Below are 18,384 nucleotides of genomic sequence, written 5' to 3'. Positions count from 1 at the left end.
GGTTGCCGCGGCAACCCCGAATTCTGCGCCCCTGCAGTCATATTCCCAAATGCAGCTTTGGCTTCCAGAAGGGGCGGAACAACTCAATCTTGGGACAGCGGTTCATCACCACTTTCAAGCCCGCTTCCTCCGCCAACTGGGCGGCAGCGTCATCGCGCACCCCAATCTGACCCCACAGAACCTTGGCATTGATTGCGATGGCCTCCTGTGCAACTTCCAACAGATCTTCGGAGCGGCGAAAAACCTCAACCATATCCACAGGCCGGTCGATGGCCGCTAGTGACGCGTACACCTTAAGCCCTCGAATCTCATCCAGACCGGGACTGGGGTTGACCGGGATCATGTCGTAGCCGATTTCGTGCAGCACCCTGAGTACCCCATAGGAAAATTTAGTTCTATCGGGGCTGGCTCCAACCATCGCGATGGTTTTGACCGATTTCAGAATGTCTTGCAGATAAGCCTCCGAATAGGGCTCATCATGATTCATATGGGTCATTTCTTTGCTTCCAACGGGGTCGCAATATCGGCTTTCAATTCATGAGCGGCCAGCGGGTCAAGGAAGGGGTTGCGATAGAGCTTGTCGTGGCTCTCAACGCCGACCTCCAGCGTGCAGTCGCTCATAGGGCGGGCGACGCAGAGGATTATATAGCCATTGTTGATCTGGCGGTTGTTCAGCGCCCGCTGCGCTTTTTGATCGACTTTGCCGCTGATTATTTTGGCCGCACAGGTTATGCAGCCGCCATACTTGCACCCATACGGCAGATCCACGCCCTGCTCGCGCAAGCTTTGCAAGAGGGGCTTGCGGTGATCGACGTCAAAGGCCGCACCGCCTTGATTGGCGAGAATGATGGTGAAGCAGGTCATACCCAGATGTCACTTGTGCAATCACCCCCGGGATAACGGGTTTCGTGACAGCGGCTTGGTCCATTTGGTTCCTTACCAAAATCAACAACGAATAGCGGATCGATTTCCATGCCGCCGTTTTCCGTATCGCAATTGACCATCAGCATGCATCCGCCATTGGTGCGGATTTCCGGATAGAACTGATTATCCCACGTCGAGAAGAGTGAGGTCGTCACATAAAGGCGCTTGCCGTCGAGGCTGAGCTGTATCATCTGAGGCCCGCCAGTCACTTTCACGCCATTGACCTCAGGCGCACGGCCGAGAAGTCCGCCCATCCACACTTGTCCGGTAAGCTTGGCGTTGTGAGGGTCCGAGATGTCGTACTGACGAATGTCGCCGTGCAACCAGTTGCACAGATAGAGGTATCTATCGTCCATGCTGAGCAGAATGACCGAGATCACGCCCGGTATTGGTATCGGCCATTCGGGATGCGGCTCATTGCCGACATCGACAATTTTTTCCCATTGCCAGTCACCCGCCGCGTCCTTCCACCAATGGATGATATTTGCAGAAAGGGCCGCGCCAACAAAGCCGTGACTGCTGTCGGGGTTATGATGGAATCGCACTTCCAGTGGGATCAAGCCATCTTCACCGAGATAGAATGTTTGCTTTGGCTCCTTCTTTTCAAAATCCCAGAAATGGATCTCTCGTCCATATTTCAGATGACCAACCTCTTCCAGGTCAAAGCCAGGCATGAAGGTATTGGGCGCGGCCCATTCCGAGCTGACCATTACGTTGTGTCGCGGCTGGTACCAGAAATCATAACCAAACTTGATCCTGCCCATGGAGTTTTCCCAGCGGCCGACAATCTCGAACTCCTTGCTGAGTTGCAAATAGCCGCCGGGGGCATTGCCCTGGGCGTCACCAAGCATGGAAACGATGATGTCCGAGCCGAGGCAATGCACCGTGTGTGGCGCCGACAGGTTAGTCCTGGCTTTGATTTCAGCGCCGTCTATCACCTTGAACAGTGTCGGGCTGCGCGGATCGGTACCGCAATCGACAATATGCAGATTTGACGAGCGCACACCCGGCACGATCAGATATTTCCGCTCCATGCTCGCATCGCCGTGGCACGACGAACAGGCATTCCAGCCCGAGTGATGAAGCTCATCGCCAATACCCGGCATTTGCAAACGCGAAATCACCTGGCTGTAGGTCGAACTCTCCGGGTCGACATCAATGGTGCACAGATAGTCCGGCTTCTGAATGCCCGTGCCGGTGTAGATGGCAATCGTATAGAGCAGCTTTTCGCGAGGTGCCGTCATCGCCTCGGCTGGAGAAGCATAGCCCGGTCCACAGCAATGATTGGTCATGGGTACTTCCCTTTGAACAGATCACTGGCCAGCCCCAAAGGGGCAAGCTGGAATGTTAGTGCATACTTGGCATTGGCGCTATGGCCGGGGTGGCTTGTGAAGTGCGCACGTGACGTACAACTTGGCGACAGAGCCTCCGTGGGACCACCCAACGCCAGCTTCTTATCCCGAGGGAACTTTGGCGGAGTGATCGGAGAGAGAAAAACCGTAGCGCGCGGTGAATCCTCACGCAGCGGGCTGAGGCCACCCAAGCCTCCGGCTCAGCCGCTACAGCCCGTCAGACGCCCGACCAATTCCGGCACGAACCTCTGTCGCTTGGCTACATCCGCCAAAACCTGCTCTGCCTTTTTTGGTTGATCGCCTGGGAGTTCGGCCGGCCTTCGCTAACTCGAGCCTGCCTCAGCTTACCTCAGCAACGACTGTCCCCGAGACCGGGTCGGTAAGGCCGAGGTCGCCGCCGAGGTCTTCGAGCATATCGCGGAACGTGTCGAGAATGCCGATCATCGACGGCCGCGCGGCGGCGAGGCTGTCCATGTCCTGCCACTCGCCGACAAAGCAGAATGTGGGCTCGCCAGTCTTGATCAGGGCGCCCTTGCGAAAGCCTGTCGCGTTGAGCGCGATAGTCTTGTGCGCTTCGACGAAGGCCTTTTCTATGCTTGGCTTTGTGCGAAAGCGGACTACATTGCAGGCGGTCATAGCTTCCTCCGATCGATTGGAGCAGCAACCTTTTTGAGCAGCAATCTTCCTGCGGCAGCCATCCTACTACGGGGGGCTCCAGTATCATGTTGGACGGCGTCTCCGCGGTGCGGCGGAAGCGGTGAAGCCACCGCTGGTGACGACCTCCCTCAGCCTTGCCTCTCCGGCCTGGGCGCCAGCCCCGGAGCCCGACATCCTGCGCCAGCGACGCGGGCGTGCACACAAAGGCGGAGGCGGCATAATAGGCGCGCCCGACGGGGTTAACAGCCAGATGATCGTGCGCGAAGGGCTCGACGATCATCCACGTGCCGTCCGGCTTGAGCGAGCTACGAGCATGCGTGGCATGGCGTCGAGGCTGCCGATCTCCCCCACAACAACGGTACAACAACGGGGAGGTTGCGCTCTCTGCCAAAACGCGGCTCCGCCTCGCTTTTTTATTGATCACGACAAAAAAACAACGCTAACTGGCTCCCGCGAGGGGCCATGCTGACAAGTGATGAAGTGGGAGCGATCCCGTTGTTTTCGGGTTTGCCGGCGGCAGAGCTGGAGCGGCTGGCGCGGACAGCGGCCGATCTTCACCTCAGCCCCGGAGAGTTCGCGATTCACGAGGGTGGAGAGGCCGCGCTGTTTGCGGTTCTCGCCGGCAAGATCGAAGTCCCCGATCTCCGACTCAGGCGGAACCCATGATTCACAACCGACCCCAAGGGACACTGTTGCCGCCCATCTAGCCGTATTATCGGTATCGGCGAAGCCGCTGATCTGTGCTAAGCCGCCGCCCGAATAGCCAAAGGAGTACACCCGTGAGCGAGCCGACCGTGGCCGAGGCGACCGACAGCATCTATGCATCGCTCCGGGTGAACAATGCCGACATCGACGCACATATCGCGGCGCTCAAAGCAGCGCTGGCGCGAGAGGGGATAGAACAAGCGGTGTTCGATCCGACCAGGCTGGCGCAGAACAACCGTTCGGGCCGCAAGCTAATGCAGGCTTATTTTCGGCAGCGCGGCGTGAGCGTGAGTTTTCGGCCTCGTAGGGGCGCGCGCTGCGGCGCCACGGCCCGCCGGCAATCATTGTGGTCCAAGATCCCGCAGGGAGTTCAGGCAAGTCCGCTTTTGGCTTCTGTAGGCCGGCATGCGGCTTCCGGCCCCGCCGGACGTCAAAGTACCTAGGAAATCGGCCGACAAATGGTCAATTCAATCACCTGCTCCGGCTGCCGAGTACATCAGCGACCGATTCGCCGCTTCTGGCTTGCGGATTTGACCGGATCAATCGCATGAATCTGCCGCCTTGAGCGCTTCGGCGCGGTCAGATTTGTCTAACGCTCCTATCCATCGAACCGACGCGAAGAATCGTGGATAGTCGCCCGAACACAAATCGAACAAGCGGAGAAACGTCGCCACCCGATCGCCGTAGACGGAAGTCGCGGCGAGCTTCGCGTTGTTGATCGGAGAATCGAACCAGACATCGTACCTCCGGTATCCATGCCAGCGACTGTCGCGCATCTCTCGGTAGCGCATCCGCAGCCGTTCGATCGCGGCTATCTTTGCGGCCCGCTTTTGCTCAGAGGTAGCGCTGTCGTCATAGACGTGCCTTAGCTCGTCTCGGGTCTGCGACACCAGCGCAAGAAATTGAGCTCTGCGCCTCCGGTCGGCTTCGTAACGGCGCAAACCGGCAGTATCCCCATTCGCGCGCAGCCATTTTCTTACACCGGTTGTTTCGACAGCGGTAGCGAACGCCTCGTTGAACCCGGAATCGTCCTGTACGTAGACGCGCTGGTGGGCCAGCTCATGGAACACCAGCCCTGCAAGACCCGCTTCATCTTGGCTGAGCATGGTGCTTAGCAGCGGGTCACTTGACCAGCCGAGTGTGGAATATGCAGTGATGCCCGTCACATAGACGTCCAGGCCCTGTCTCTGAAGTTCGACAGCGGTTTCAATCGCAGACCTTTTGGAGAAGTATCCTCGGTACGGAACGCATCCGAACACTGGAAAGCACCATGTTCGTGGCGTCAGCGAGAATTCCGGCGCTGCGAAGATGGCCCATGTCACCGCGTCCCGACCAACGTCAACATAGCTGCGGTAGCTATTGTTGTCCGGCAGCGCTAGTTCATCTATCGCAAACTGTCGGATGGCGCTCGCCGATGCCATTCGAGCGCGCAATGTCCCAGGGGTCGAAGGATTGTCGATCAGCTTTCCTACATCCTGCCGCGCCGCCATGATCTCCAGGTGACCCTTCAGGGATTGTGCGTAGTAGGAAATGCTGGTGCAACCTGCCACGCCGGACATCACGATCATCGCAGCAACCGAACGAAAAAAAGCATGCATCATGCCCACAGCATCGCTCACACGTCCGGATAGGGCAAATGTCGCAACTACGCCCGGTCCGAAACCGTCGCGCCAATTTGGTTAAGATCCTGGATGGGGTTTAGGCTAGACGTTCGTCCTCGGCAAGATTGTCACAATTCGGTCACACGCCGCCAAATTGCCGAATGTCCGGACACGGCGGACTGAAGCAACGCAGCATTTTCCACTTTGAGGCGAAATAATTCTCAACTATGGTCCGCCAGGCTTTTGGCATGGGGGGGAATATTGCCGATGGTTTTATCACGCAGGGGTGTCGTGCTCGGCGGCCTGGGGCTGGTCGCGGTGGGTGCAACCAGCAATATTGCTCAAGCAGCGGCGGCAAAATCCTTTTTCGCCGGTACCGCCAGCGACAACAATTTTGTGTATCGCAAGACCAACTTCGCGAAGATCGACAAGAGATGGCATCGCCAGATCGTCAAGTATTTCAGCAGCGAGCCGGTCGGCACCGTCGTGGTCGATACCCGCCACCATTTCCTCTACGTCATCATGGAAAACAAGACCGCCATCCGCTACGGAGTCGGCGTCGGCAAGGACGGCTTCAAATGGTACGGCCGCGCGACGATCGACCGCCGCGCGCTGTGGCCGCAATGGGTCCCGCCCCCCGAAATGCGGAAGCGCAAGCCGGACCTACCGCCCATGGTCGCAGGCGGCGCGTCCAACAATCCGCTCGGGCCGCGCGCGCTCTATCTGCACCGCAACGGCGCCGACACCGGCTACCGCCTGCATGGCACGCTGGAGCCATGGAGCATCGGCACCGACGCTTCCAGCGGCTGCATCCGCATGTTCCCGGAAGACATCATCGACCTCTACCAGCGCTGCCCGATCGGCACCGCGGTGCAGGTCCTGCCGCACATCGCCGACCAGGCGCCCGCTTCCACCACTGTCGAATGATTGGCGCCGCATGAACCGCATGATTGAAAACACGCGCCGGCTGCTCGCCGCGGGCCTGCTGGTGCTGGCCGCATCCTGCTCGACCAGCAAGACGCTGGCCCCTTCCACGCCCGACGTCACCAACACCGAGGTTGCCGGCTTCCAGAACGTGCAGCCGGGCAGCGAGGAGGATTTTATCCTCAATGTCGGCCGCCGCACCTATTTCACGCAAGGTTCGGCCGCGCTCGATTCTGTCGCCAAGGCCACCCTCGACACCCAGATCGCCTGGCTAGCAAAGCATCCGCGCTGGCTGCTCAAGCTGCAGGGTTTCGCCGACGATCCCGGCGCAAGTGAAATGGCGCTGTCGCAGCAGCGCGCCGATGCGGTGATGGACTACCTCGCCGCCGGCGGCATAGACCGCAACCGCATGTGGGCCAAGGGCTACGGCAAGGACAGGCTCGTCCGCGAGTGCCCCGACACCGCCTGCAGGTCGCAGAACCGCCGCGTTGTGTCTAATTTGCGCGATGAGAGGGACGAACCGTAGGGGGCTGCTGTTCTGCTTGTGACCCGAAGCAGAGTCTCACACGCGACGGCGGCATGGCTGCTTTGCGCCTAATGTCGGTCATCGGGCTCGCGTTCTTTGATTCCCCAAAGCGGACGCAGCGGCATGCGTCGCCAGGATAGTAATTGCGGACGCAGCTGTCATTGGTTCAGACAAAGGCGGCAAGTAGACGACCAAGGTCAGTCCGGAATACCGGCACGGCGCAGGAGCGTGACAATCTTATCGAGCACCTCCGCCTCCCTGTAGGGTTCCTAGCGACGAAAGACCTTGAGTGTGAAGCGCGGATGGGCCTGGGGCATTACCGCGATCGTCTCTGCGGCCATCAGGCTGGCCATCGGCCAGCCTGGCAAGTCGCAAGTCGCAAGTCGCAAGTCGCAAGATAAAACTGAGGAAATGAAGGTGTTTGGTAAGCATCGTCGCCCTGGGCGTGAGGGCCACCAGCGCTCGTGGCGCACTTCAAGGGTCGTTTGCAGCCCATGATTTCTGCTGGGCCGCATACGGTTGGCCGTCACTCCGGCAACCCCGCGAACCGCATCTGCTTGATCCAGCGGTCGAGGCTTCCGGGTGCGGTCCAAATCTTGTCCCACTCCCTGCGTTCTTTACTGATGGATTCACTGGGAGTGTTCTGGAGGAAAACCGCAAGCGCTTCCTTTGCCTCTCGCTTGTTTCCTAGACAAGCGTGGATCCCCGCAAGCATGCGCTGTGCGCCGCTCGGGATTCTGGACATTTTCCGCATCGCAGCCAGCGCCGCTTCACAATCATTCTTTTCCCAGAGCGCCCAGCCCATCTGCCAGTGGAACCAGTCAGGGTGGAAGGGATCGATGCCTTTGGCTTGCTCGATCCGATCGATTGCTTCGTCGGCGCGGCCAACATACAGCAGCACGTTCGTACTCATGACGAGGATATGCGACTCGCTCGGGTTCAAGGCGATCGCCTGATCGTACTGAGCAAGGGCCTGCTCCACCTCTCCGCCTTCGGTGTGGGTGCTGGCGCGGACCTCATGCGCTTCAGCGTCATCAGGAGCGAGCAGGATGGCCTTGTCGGCGTATTCGGCAGCGAGTTTCAACGCCTCGTTCCGGTTGTGTTCCTGTGAGTGCCACCCGAATACCGCGTCATTGCGATAGTACCAGGCCAGCCCGATATGGCCGAACTGGGAGTTCGGATCCGCTTCGATCGCCTTGAGGCTGAACTGCCTTAACAGCTCGTTCCCCTCGGCTGAGATATCCTCTCCGATCTTGGCCCTCCCCATCAGGTAATAGCGGAGCGCGCTGACCTGCGCGGCATCGCTCTGTGGCAAGGGTCGCTCGATCCTTACTCCGACCCGATCCGCAAGCGTGCGGATGATTTCCTCCTGGACGACGAAAAGATGGCCAATCTCCCGGTTGTAGGAGTTGGCCCAGACATGTGATCCGTCATGCGCATTCAGCAACTGGGCGGACACTTTCAGCCGGTCTCCGATCTTCTGCTGGCTGCCTTCGAGCAGGTAGTCGACGCCGAGTTCATCTCCAATCTGTCTGGCGTCGATCAGCTTACCGCGGTACCTGAAGCTCGAGTTCCGGGCGATGACGGCATAAGTCTTGCTCCGCGCCAGCTCGGTGATGATCCCCTCGGCAACGGCATCGCTGAGATATCCCTTGTCCGCACCGGCACTCATGTCGTCGAAGGGAAGGATCGCAATCCTGGGCATGCCGCTCGAACGAACGGGAGCGGCTCGCCATGCTTCCGCGCCGTAGTATGCGCCGATCGCTGCCGCAAGGAGAGCGAGTGCAGCAAGAATGAAGCCGCGCTGCGATAATCGTGTCCTGGCACGTTCCGTGCCGGCTGCGGCGTTTGGGTCCGCCGCGTCCGATAGATCGGCGTTCAGTCGGTAGCCTCTCTTTGGGACGGTTTCCACCATCACGTGCGCGTCGTCCCCCAACGCGCGGCGGATATCGGCAATGCATTGAGTGAGGCTGTCGTCGGTCACGAAGGTCTCGGGCCAAACCGCCTGCATCAGCGCATCCTTGGAGACGATTTCGCCGGGTCGCGCCGCGAGCACCGAGAGCACCTCGGCGGACTGGCTGCGAAGATTGACCGCTTTGCCTTCGACGGTTCGGAGTTCTTTGCTTTTGGTCAGGAAGACAAAACCGCGGAACGTGATCGTTTCAGCAGATTTCAGGTCAATTTCAGGGGCCGTTCGGGACATTTCACCTTCCTGGCGCGCTCTAGTTTAGCCCATTCGGCCTTCGCCTCCAAGCGATCCCAGCAGCACCGGATGAAACGGAGGACGACATGAATCGCACCAAGCTCATCATCGCTCTGGCTCTTCTCTTGGCAGTGCCAACGGCTGCGAAAGCAGATCCTCAATCTCTAAATGCAACCGCGCATGTAATTTCTCTCGTATTTGTCCATGGCCGCATCGATGAACGCCGAGAACAAAAATCTTTCGATTCGATCAAAACCTGCCTCGCATGGAAGCATCAGGGGGAATTTCTTCCGCCGCAACCGGGTTCTTTTGCTTCTTTCACGTACTGTGAGCTAACTAACGTTGGTCCTACTCGGACGGCCAGTATCTTCCAACTTACCCAGGAGGGTCAGTGAGGGCGATCCTCGACCGCCCCTGCCGTGCCGCCCGACGACGGCGACCCCGACTAATCGGACGACTTCCGCCCGCCGTGCCCGTGCTGCGGCGGCCGCATGATCGTCATCGAGCTGTTTGAACGGTGGAGGCAACCGCGCGGACCACCACACGGGTCCCGGTCGACCGGGAGCAGCACGCCATGACCCGGCATGGAATGGTTCAGCCTTCAGCTGCAGGCACTCAGCCTCCGGCAACGGATCGACGCACGTCCATGATGATCCTCGATGCTGAAGAGGTCGCATCCAGCTGCCGACCAAGCCGACAACACCGCGCGGGGGCGCAACGAAGCGGTCTGTCCGCATTCACCCCAGCGCTTCCCGACGGCGGTCACGCCATCGCCGACATCTGCCGAAATCCGAAATCCCCATAGCCATCGTCTGCGGCCCGCGGGTTCCTTCCTCGGGGACTTTCGTACGCCTGCCGGCGCCCGAAACTCTTCACGCGAGCCGAACGGCGGCTTTAACTGGTTCCCGCGGCAATAACCGGACGGACAGCAAACGGCCCCGTGCCGCAGGCAAGATCGGTGAAGACGAAGCGTCCCGGCCCCTCGGCCATCGGACTCCATGCAGCAGGCCATAGGGCCCCGCGATGGGCCATATAGCTGGCTTCGATGACTTTCTGGTTGGCCGCCAGCCCGTCGGCGAACAACTCGTGATCGGATGCCATTTGCCGCTCGGGCTTGGAAAGTTGACGTTCTCCCGCCCAATCCCATCCAATTGCCGGGCGCGTAGGTAACACGGATACTTCACCACTCCGAAATCACATGACACGCAGCCGCCGTCTCTGTCTGATCTTTGAACTTAAACATTTCATTAGAAAATAGCCGCAACCATCTTTCATCTTGCCGCGTATGGTCCGATCATCTGCCGGTGCAAGTTTGAGGACATGCAATGAAGAAGGTCGCTGCTCTCCTGGTACTTTCCCTCGTTATCATGCTGCCCGCCGTGGCAGCCGCGCAGTCCTGCCTGCCGGAGCTTGGGCCATCGCCGCCGCAGGATGCTATGCAGCTGTATCCCGGCGGTGTCGAGAAGGCGCTGGCCGCGCTGCCGGACATCGTCAAGAAAGTCAAGGAAGCATCCGACGTTCCCGGCTTCGCCGTGGCGGTGGTGCATGGCGGCAAAATGATCTTTGACGAGGGCTATGGCCTTCGCGACAACCGGGACGACACTTCTAAGGTCAGCAGCACCACCATTTTCCAGGTCGCCTCGGTGTCGAAGTCGATCTCGGCCACGGTGGCCGCGATCGCCATGACGAAGGACCACAGCTTCGACTGGGATACCCCGGTCGGCAAGGTCTGGGACGGCTTTCGCCTCAATCTCGAGTATGTCTCGGGCAACGCCACCATCGGCGATTTCTTCGCGCATCGCTCGGGCCTGCCGATGGCGGCGGGCGACGAACTCGAGGATCTCGGCTTCCAGCGCAAGCAGATCGTCGGGAGCCTGTGGATGGTGCCGCTCGATCCCTTCCGCATCTCCTATCACTACGCCAATTTCGGCACGACGGTCGGCGCCGAGGCAGTGGCCCACGCCGAGAAACAGCCTTGGGAGCCGCTGGCCAAGAGCCTGTTGTTCGATCCGCTCGGCATGCGCTCGAGCAGCTATCGGCACGAGGACTTCATTGCCGCCGGCAAGAACCGCGCCCTGCTGCATGCGCGCGTGGCGGAGAATGTGTTCGAGCCGCTCTATGACCGCGACCCCGACCAGCAGGCGCCGGCGGGCGGCGTCTCCTCCAGCGCCCAGGATCTTGCCAAGTGGATGATCCTGCTGCTTGGCGACGGCACCTATAACGGCCAGCCCATGATCGACCCGAAGATCCTGCAGCCCGCCATCACACCGCAGAGCGTGACCTACCGCGGCGAGACGCCCGATACGCGGGCCAGCTCCTATGGCTATGGCTTCAATGTGGGGGTGAACGCCAATGGGCGCACCACCATGGGCCATTCCGGCGCCTTCCTGCTCGGCGCCGGCACCACCTTCCAGATCTTGCCCTCGGCCGATGTCGGCATCGTCGTGCTCACCAACGGCTCCCCCGTCGGCGCCGCCGAGGCGGTCGCCGCCAGCTTCATGGACATCGTGCAATATGGCCAGGTCACTCGCGACTGGTATCCCTACATCAAGCCGCGGTTCATGGCCTACTACAAGCCGGTGGGCGACCTCGCCGGCAAGGACAAGCCGACGAACCCCGCCAAGGCGCGCAGTCCATCCTTCTACGAGGGCCAATATACGAGCAACTATTTCGACACCGCCACCGTGCGGGCCGATGGCGACAAGCTGATGCTCGAACTCGGCCCCAAGCCCATGCAGTTCACGCTCGAGCACTGGGACGGCGACACCTACGCCCTCACGCCCCGCGGAGAGAACGCGCCGACCGGCTCGCTGTCATCGGTGAAGTTCGTCGGTTCCTCCGGCGGCCTTCGCGCGCGGGTGATGACGGTGGATTATCTCAATGAGAACGGGTTGGGGCATTTTCAGAGGTAAGGGTGGAGGCGTCGGGTGCTCCATACACCCCATGCCGTCGAAAAGGCGAACCGGCCATCTGCTAGGTGATGCCTGAGATGGCGGATTTGTGACGGTTCGCTTCCGGGCGTAGAAATCAGGAAGCCGGCATTTGCTCGGGAGCTTCCGACAAGCTACGTCGGCTTTGGCCAGCCGCTGATCCGAAGCAGACCGACGGCTCCAGGCCCCGAAACGGTCATTCCGGATGACAGGTTGCGTGAAGCGGTCCGCGTGGTGCTGGGTGGCGCAAGAAGGATGGTTCAGTCGAAGAAGCCTGCATCCTCTTCCCGGAGATACTTCCTGGCTGCTTCGGCGTCGATGTCGAGGCCCAACCCCGGCGCTTCCAGCAGGTCCACCATGCTGTCCTTCACGATCTGCGACGGCAGGCCGATTACGAGGTCCTCCCACCAGGGGTCGGAGGCGCTCGGGTATTCGAAGGCAATGTAGTTGGCGGGCAGCGTGGCGCAGACATTGATCAGCGCGCCGAGGCCTAGAAGGCCGTTCGCGGTGCCGTGCGGTGCCATCAGGATCGAGTGCATACAGGCGTGCTCGGCGACCCATTTGAGCTCGGCAATGCCGCCAATATCGGCCGGATCGGGGCCGATGACGCGCACCGCCTGCGTTTCGATCAGCTCCTTGAAATTGTGCCGCAGGTAGATCTGCTCGCCGGTATGAATTGGCGTCGAGGTGGCGGTGGTCAGCTCCCGATAGGCCTGCGGATTGACCCACGGCACATAGTCGCCGGTCAGCATATCCTCGAGCCACATCAAATTGTACTTCTCGACCGCGCGAGCGAACTTGATCGCATCGGGCAGCATCCAGCCCGGGCCGCAGTCGAGCGCCAGGCTGACCTTGTCGCCCAGCACTTCCTTCATCGCGATCACGCAGTCGAGCATGTGGTTGAAACCGCGCTCGCTGATGACGCCCTGATCCATGGCACCGTGGTAGCCAGCCTTCTTCTGCTTCACGCCGTAATGGAAGTCCTCGATGGTGTCCTTCATGTTGGAGTGGAACGAGATCCCTTGCTTGATCATGAAGAAATTCTGCGGCTGCTCCATCATCCATTTCACGTCAGCGGCGTAATCCTCCGGCCGGTCCCCCGTTCGCTTCTGGCGGATCGAGCCGTTATAGACGCGCACCTTGTCGCGCACCTTGCCGCCGAGCAGTTTGTAGGCCGGCACGCCTGCGGCCTTGCCGGCTATGTCCCACAACGCATGCTCGATAGCGCTTACCGCCGCGCCATAGGGCTTGAAAGAGCCGCGTTGGCGGATCTTCAGCATCACCCGCTCGACGTCGGTAGGGTCCTCGCCGATCAGCGCCTCACGGAAATGCAGCACCCAAGGCTTGAGATAGGTCTTGGTGAACTCGACTTCGCCAAGGCCATAGAGGCCCTCGTCGGTAACGATGCGGACGATGGGATGTTTGCCGATGACGGCGCAGCGGAGATCGGTGATCTTCATCTTCGGTTCTTTTCGCCTCAGCTCCAGGTGCGGTCCCAGGAATACTCGTTGTCCCAGTGATCCGTGGGCTGCCAGATGCCGGTGACACCCAGCTGCAGATGCTGCGAGATCACCTCGTCGACGACGTCGTCAATCCCCAGGCCAGGTTTGTCCGGAACAGTGATAAAGCCGTCCTTCACGAGCGGCTTGGGAACGCCGGTGACGATATCGTCCCACCAGTCGACATCGGCAGAGTGGTATTCGAGCGCCATGAAGTTTTCGGTCGCGGTCGCGACATGTGCCGCGGCCATTGCGGCGATTGGACTTTCGGCCATATGGATGGCCATTGCGACGCCGTGGTCCTGGGCCATGTCGCCGATCTTCTTGGTCTCGAGGATGCCCCCGCTGGTGAGCAGGTCCGGGTGGATAATGGAGAGGCCGCCGCTCTTGAGCAGAGGCTCGAAGCCTTCCTTAAGGTAGATATCCTCGCCGGTGCAGATCGGCACCGTGGTGGCGGCCTGCAGTTGCCGGAACTGCTCGGTGTACTGCCATGGGATCACATCCTCGAGCCAGGCCGGCACGTATTTTTCAATCCGCCTGGCGAGCCGAATGCCGTCCTGCAGCGAGATGTGGCCGACATGGTCAATGGCGAGCGGAATATCCATGCCGATAACATCGCGAACCTCGGCAATGTACTGTTCAAGCAGGTCGAGGCCCTTGTCGGAAAAGTGGAGGCCGGTAAACGGATGGGGGACGTTATGCAAATCGTAAGCGGCATTGCGGGCGCGCCGCTCCTCCATGGTCTTGACCGGGCCGCGGCCGGGATGGATGCGGTACCCTTCAAGTGAACCGGCAGGGGAGACGACCGCACCGGGTACATCCGCGATCTGCATCAGCCCCAGATCCATCTTGAGGAAGGTGAAGCCGAGCGCCATGCGCTGCTTGAGGCGCTTGCCGGTCTCGGTGCCGCTCGGCACGGTAGCGTCGGTGTCGCAATAGACGCGCACCTTCTCCCGAAACCGGCCGCCGAGCATCTGGTAGATGGGAACGCCATAGGCCTTACCGGCGAGATCCCACAACGCGATCTCGACCGCCGAGACGCCGCCGCCTTGCCGGCCGTGGCCACCGAACTGCTTGATCCGGCGAAACAGGCGGTCGATGTCGCAAGGGTTCTCGCCAAGCAGCCGGCTCTTCAGCATCAGCGCGTAGGTGGCACTGGCGCCGTCGCGCACCTCGCCAAGCCCGACGATGCCCTGGTTGGTGTAAATCTTGAGCAGGGTTGAGGTGAACGGCGCGCCGACGATTTCGGCTACCCGCATGTCGGTGATGCGAAGCTGGGATGGCTTGGAGTTCGCGTTCACCCGATTGAGCGCTTCGTCGGCGCCACCTGTCTTTGCCATGACTTATCCTCGTTTTCGGCTTGTCGTCCCGGAGCCTGGGCCGGCATAGAGTGTTGCTAGCCCAGCTCAATCTCGTGGGCCTGCAGGTAGTCGCGGTCCATCTCAATACCGAGACCAGGCTTCGACATCAGCTTGAGGCTGCCGTTCGAAATGTCGAGTGGTCTGTCGATCAGGTGATCGTATTTGCCCAGGTTCCACTCCGATGTTTCGAGTTTGTAGAAATTGGGAACGGTCATCATCACCTGCGCTCCCGCAACCACGTTGATCGGTCCCGCGGCGTCATGTGGCGAGACCGGGACGTAGTAGGCTTCGCACAGCGCAGCAATCTTCTTGAGTTCGGTAATGCCGCCGGTCCAGGTAACGTCGGGCATGATGTAATCAGCGAGCCTGTTCTCGAGTACCGGCACGAAATCCCACTTCGTGTGGCCGCGCTCGCCCCATGAGATGGCGGTATTGACCTTCTCACGCACCTGCTTGAGGGCGTTAAGGCTCTCGGGCGGGCAGGGCTCCTCAAACCAGTCGATCTGGCCGGCCTCCTCGAGGCTCCGACAGAGGCGAATGGCGGTGGGGACGTCGAAGCGGCCGTGCGCATCGATGAGAATGTCGACATCGGGTCCTGCCGTTTCGCGGATCAGAGCCGTGAGTTCGGCGGCTTCGCGCTCGTCCTTGCGGGTCATGCTGCCATCGAGGTAGCCGTCTCGCTGTTCGCGGGGCAGGCCATCGGCGCTGCGGCCCTGGTGGGGGTAGGGATCGAACTTGAGCGCAGTGTGTCCGGACTCGACAATGTCTAAAATTTCGCGGACCACAGCCTCCTTGCTGGTGAATTTGGCCTGGTTGGGATGGGTGTAGAGCGCGATTTCATCGCGTACCGGTCCGCCAAGTAGCTCGTAAATCGGCTTGCCGAGGACTTTGCCCCGGATGTCCCAGAGGGCAATATCGATGGCGCTCACGCATTCGACGGCGGCGCCGCGGCTTCCCATGTAGGTGAAGCTGCGGAAGATCTTGTGCCAGAGATGCTCGATACGCGCCGGATCCTCGCCTGTCACGGCGACGCCGATCTGCCGCAGGATCGTGCAGAGAGCGCGGTTGGCGAGCCTTGTCGTGGTGGTGATCTCTCCCCAGCCACTCACTCCCTCGTCGGTCGTCACTTCGACGAACAGGAACTCTCCCCAGTAAGAAGCATCGGACTTGATCAGCCACGGCCGAATGCTCGTGATTTTCATCTCAACTACCTTTGCCTGAAAATGATCAGCTAACGATGTTCTGGACTGAGACATTCTATCCGGCCCGAGCGGCGTTGCGCGCTCGCATCTGTTCGAGAATATGCCGGCCCGAACCCTCGACATGGCGGGAAACGAGTTCGGCCGCCTTGTCGGCCTCTCCCGCCTTCACAAGCGCGATGAGTTCGCGGTGCTCGCGCATGATCGCGGCACGTCGCGCCAGCGTGAAATTGAAACGACGGCTCACGGCTCGCAGCACTTCGCGATGCTTCCACCAAAGCTCGGCTGCGTGGCGGTTGTAGTGCCGCTGGTACATCACGGTGTGGAAAGCGGTATCCAGCTCACTATGCCTGAATGTGTCGGCGAAATTGTTCTCTTCGATCAGGCCTTGGAGACGTTCGAGTTCGGCGATGTCCTCGCCGGTCGCCATATTCACAAACCATCGTGTCAGGGCTGGCTCGATCAGAACACCGATCTCGTAGATATCTCGGACAAAATCTTGATCAATGGGTCGGACGCGCGCCCCGCGGTTGGCGATAAAGGTGACAAACCCTTCGCCGCGCAACAACTGCAGCGCCTCGCGCACAGGATTGGTCGAAGTGCCGTGACGCCGGGCGAGATCGGTGACGACAAGCCGTTCGTTGGCAGCGAGCCGTCCCTCGATGATATCTTCCCTGATCAATTCATAAAGCGAGGCGCCCTCGCTGGAGGCCCCGATGGGATCTGTCCCCACCGGTGGCATTGCTTTGAAATCGCTTATTTCGGCCAAGGCCGGCTCCCCAATTTAATACATACCTTGCCCGATATCACACACGGCTTTCGCAAACAATGTACGATTCTGCGCGTTGACAGGCAATCCATGATCTGAAAACGTACCAAGCGATCGAGAGGATACACTGAGCAGAAAGAGGCATCCTCGCGATCGAAACGAGCAAGGACCGCTTTGCTTCGGCGCAGGGCGGCATGGGAGAACCAGGGAGGATACCTATGACGAGAATTGCGCTCGGCAGTGCCGTCCTGCGCGGCACTGTCGCCACTGCTTTGATGGCATCCCTGACGTCTACATCGGCGCTGGGTGCACCGCCGGTTGACCTGAGCAAGTGGTCGCCGGAATATGTGCGCTCGATTGCGGGCACACAGGATTTTGACACGGCGGCCGATTGCGCCAAGGTCACCCCGCTCGACTACAAGGGGCGACTGACTTTCTGGTATCAGGGCGTGTTCGAGGGCGACCCCGACCTCCTGCGCCAGTACTACAAGGAATTCTTCGAGACCTTCCGCAAGACATACCCGAACATCCAGCTCGAGGAACAAGCCCTCACCTATAACGACCTTCTCGACAAGTTCCGCACCGCGCTCCTGGGCAATGCCGCGCCGATGGCGGTCCGCCTGCAAATCCTGGGTGGCACCGAGTTCGCCTCAAAGGGCTATCTGCAGCCGCTCAAGCCAGAGGATGTGGGGTATTCGACCGAGGATTTCTGGCCCGGCGCCATGAAGGCCGTGACCTGGGAGGGCGTGACCTACGGCATTCCCACCAACAACGAGACGATGGCGTTCATCTGGAACGCCGACATCTTCAAGCGTGCCGGGCTCGATCCGAACAAGCCGCCGGCAACCTGGGACGACGTGGTCAAGTATTCCAAGCAGATCCACGATAAGCTCGGCATTGCCGGCTATGGCCTCGTGGCTCGCAAGAATGCCGGCAATACGCCGTACCGCTTCATGCCACAGCTATGGGCCTATGGCGGCGGCGTCTTCGACGAAGCCACCGCGAATCCGACCTATGAGCAGGTCCAGCTCGATAGTCCGCAGAGCAAGGCGGCGCTGCAAGCCTCCTACGACATGTATGTTCGCGACAAGTCGGTTCCGGTTTCGGCACTCACCAATCAGCAGGCCGATAATCAGCCCCTGTTCGTCGCCGGCCAGCTCGGCATGATGATCTCGCACCCGTCCGATTACAACGTCATGCTCGACCTGCAGAAAAAGGCGACGGGCACCGACAAGGACAAGGCGCAGACGGTCATCGACAACATGCGCTACGGCCTGATCCCGACTGGTCCCGACGGCAAGCGCGCCGTCGTGTTTGGCGGCTCGAACATTCACATCCTGAAACCCGAATATGTCGAGGGCGGCAAGGTAGACGAGCCGGCCGCGAAAGCTATCATCTGCATGTGGACGAGCCCTGAATGGTCGCTGAAGATGGCCTACGCCGGATCAAACCCGGGCAACCTCAACGGCTTCAAGACCAAGTGGATGAAGGAACGTCTGGACAACATCAAGTTCCTCGACGTCACCACCTCGATGCTGCCATACGGCATCCCGTTCCCAGCTCTGCCGCAGGCCCCCGAGATCATGAACATCATCATCCCGGACATGCTGCAGAATGCCCTGACCGGAGCGATGACCGTCGACGAGGCAGCGGACGACGCGGCCAAGAAGGTGAAAGACCTGATGGGCGGACTCTAGTCCAGGCCGGATCTACGACTGACGGCTGCGCCGCTGG

General features: G+C 60.3%; 17 protein-coding genes and 3 pseudogenes. 8 read left to right on the top strand and 12 right to left on the bottom strand.

What is annotated here, in order from left to right:
• Positions 1-37 precede the first annotated feature (37 nt).
• The 5 genes and pseudogenes from NKI17_RS10145 to NKI17_RS10125 form a co-directional block, all read right to left on the bottom strand.
• Positions 38-487: a CoA-binding protein gene (locus NKI17_RS10145; protein ID WP_352905877.1), complete on the bottom strand. Its 450-nt coding sequence runs from the start codon at positions 485-487 to the stop codon at positions 38-40.
• Positions 488-492: 5 nt separating this feature from the next.
• Positions 493-864, bottom strand: coding sequence for a 2Fe-2S iron-sulfur cluster-binding protein (locus NKI17_RS10140; protein WP_352449195.1), 372 nt, complete (start codon positions 862-864; stop codon positions 493-495).
• On the bottom strand, positions 861-2,216 hold the full coding sequence (locus NKI17_RS10135) for a selenium-binding family protein (RefSeq protein WP_352905845.1): 1,356 nt from the start codon (positions 2,214-2,216) through the stop codon (positions 861-863). Before NKI17_RS10135 ends, NKI17_RS10140 begins: the two co-directional genes overlap by 4 nt.
• A gap of 399 nt (positions 2,217-2,615) precedes the next feature.
• On the bottom strand, positions 2,616-2,912 hold the full coding sequence (locus NKI17_RS10130) for a DUF718 domain-containing protein (RefSeq protein WP_352905844.1): 297 nt from the start codon (positions 2,910-2,912) through the stop codon (positions 2,616-2,618).
• Between the two features lie 76 nt (positions 2,913-2,988).
• Positions 2,989-3,234: pseudogene (locus NKI17_RS10125) on the bottom strand (SAM-dependent methyltransferase); the annotation flags it as partial.
• A 161-nt stretch (positions 3,235-3,395) separates the two neighbouring features.
• Between NKI17_RS10125 and NKI17_RS10120 the strand changes: the two are divergent.
• Together NKI17_RS10120 and NKI17_RS10115 are read left to right on the top strand one after the other, a co-directional pair.
• Positions 3,396-3,599, top strand: coding sequence for a cyclic nucleotide-binding domain-containing protein (locus NKI17_RS10120; RefSeq protein ID WP_352905843.1), 204 nt, complete (start codon positions 3,396-3,398; stop codon positions 3,597-3,599).
• A gap of 113 nt (positions 3,600-3,712) precedes the next feature.
• Positions 3,713-3,934 (top strand): annotated as a pseudogene (locus NKI17_RS10115) (hypothetical protein); the annotation flags it as partial.
• Positions 3,935-4,177: 243 nt separating this feature from the next.
• Here the strand turns inward: NKI17_RS10115 and NKI17_RS10110 are convergent.
• Positions 4,178-5,239 (bottom strand): aminopeptidase, encoded by a 1,062-nt coding sequence (locus NKI17_RS10110; RefSeq protein WP_352905842.1) that lies wholly within the window; start codon positions 5,237-5,239, stop codon positions 4,178-4,180.
• 267 nt (positions 5,240-5,506) lie between these two features.
• Here NKI17_RS10110 and NKI17_RS10105 point away from each other — a divergent pair, with 267 nt between their 5' ends.
• Both NKI17_RS10105 and NKI17_RS10100 read left to right on the top strand, forming a co-directional pair.
• Positions 5,507-6,166 carry a L,D-transpeptidase gene (locus NKI17_RS10105; protein WP_352905841.1) on the top strand — a complete coding sequence of 220 codons (660 nt, stop codon included), beginning with the start codon at positions 5,507-5,509 and terminating at the stop codon, positions 6,164-6,166.
• A gap of 10 nt (positions 6,167-6,176) precedes the next feature.
• Entirely contained in the window at positions 6,177-6,689 is a 513-nt protein-coding gene (locus tag NKI17_RS10100) for an OmpA family protein (protein ID WP_352622882.1), read from the top strand.
• A gap of 526 nt (positions 6,690-7,215) precedes the next feature.
• Here the strand turns inward: NKI17_RS10100 and NKI17_RS10095 are convergent.
• On the bottom strand, positions 7,216-8,892 hold the full coding sequence (locus tag NKI17_RS10095) for a winged helix-turn-helix domain-containing tetratricopeptide repeat protein (protein WP_352905839.1): 1,677 nt from the start codon (positions 8,890-8,892) through the stop codon (positions 7,216-7,218).
• Between the two features lie 86 nt (positions 8,893-8,978).
• On the opposite strand from NKI17_RS10095, the gene NKI17_RS10090 reads away from it, so the two are divergent.
• Both NKI17_RS10090 and NKI17_RS36995 read left to right on the top strand, forming a co-directional pair.
• Entirely contained in the window at positions 8,979-9,287 is a 309-nt protein-coding gene (locus tag NKI17_RS10090; protein WP_352637518.1) for a hypothetical protein, read from the top strand.
• 57 nt (positions 9,288-9,344) lie between these two features.
• Positions 9,345-9,470 (top strand): annotated as a pseudogene (locus NKI17_RS36995) (IS91 family transposase); the annotation flags it as partial.
• A 316-nt stretch (positions 9,471-9,786) separates the two neighbouring features.
• Here NKI17_RS36995 and NKI17_RS10085 read toward each other — a convergent pair.
• Positions 9,787-9,993, bottom strand: coding sequence for a hypothetical protein (locus tag NKI17_RS10085; protein WP_352905838.1), 207 nt, complete (start codon positions 9,991-9,993; stop codon positions 9,787-9,789).
• Between the two features lie 224 nt (positions 9,994-10,217).
• On the opposite strand from NKI17_RS10085, the gene NKI17_RS10080 reads away from it, so the two are divergent.
• Positions 10,218-11,804: a serine hydrolase gene (locus NKI17_RS10080; RefSeq protein ID WP_352905837.1), complete on the top strand. Its 1,587-nt coding sequence runs from the start codon at positions 10,218-10,220 to the stop codon at positions 11,802-11,804.
• A gap of 278 nt (positions 11,805-12,082) precedes the next feature.
• Here the strand turns inward: NKI17_RS10080 and NKI17_RS10075 are convergent, their stop codons facing one another.
• Genes NKI17_RS10075 through NKI17_RS10060 form a run of 4 tightly spaced genes read right to left on the bottom strand, consistent with a single transcriptional unit; the run spans position 12,083 to position 16,650 of the window.
• On the bottom strand, positions 12,083-13,282 hold the full coding sequence (locus NKI17_RS10075) for a mandelate racemase/muconate lactonizing enzyme family protein (protein WP_352905836.1): 1,200 nt from the start codon (positions 13,280-13,282) through the stop codon (positions 12,083-12,085).
• A 17-nt stretch (positions 13,283-13,299) separates the two neighbouring features.
• Positions 13,300-14,661 carry a mandelate racemase/muconate lactonizing enzyme family protein gene (locus tag NKI17_RS10070; protein WP_352905834.1) on the bottom strand — a complete coding sequence of 454 codons (1,362 nt, stop codon included), beginning with the start codon at positions 14,659-14,661 and terminating at the stop codon, positions 13,300-13,302.
• Positions 14,662-14,717: 56 nt separating this feature from the next.
• Complete coding sequence (locus NKI17_RS10065; protein ID WP_352905875.1) at positions 14,718-15,884, bottom strand: mandelate racemase/muconate lactonizing enzyme family protein; 1,167 nt, start codon at positions 15,882-15,884, stop codon at positions 14,718-14,720.
• A gap of 55 nt (positions 15,885-15,939) precedes the next feature.
• Positions 15,940-16,650, bottom strand: a complete 711-nt coding sequence (locus NKI17_RS10060; RefSeq protein WP_352503622.1) for a GntR family transcriptional regulator — start codon at positions 16,648-16,650, stop codon at positions 15,940-15,942.
• A 218-nt stretch (positions 16,651-16,868) separates the two neighbouring features.
• Here NKI17_RS10060 and NKI17_RS10055 point away from each other — a divergent pair, with 218 nt between their 5' ends.
• Positions 16,869-18,347, top strand: a complete 1,479-nt coding sequence (locus NKI17_RS10055; RefSeq protein WP_352905832.1) for an ABC transporter substrate-binding protein — start codon at positions 16,869-16,871, stop codon at positions 18,345-18,347.
• Positions 18,348-18,384: the final 37 nt, after the last annotated feature.

It is taken from the genome of Mesorhizobium sp. M0816 (assembly GCF_040320005.1).
Classification (GTDB): Bacteria; Pseudomonadota; Alphaproteobacteria; order Rhizobiales; family Rhizobiaceae; genus Mesorhizobium.
The sequence above is the reverse complement of the archived record's forward strand: the minus strand, read 5'-3'. Positions and strand labels throughout refer to the sequence as shown.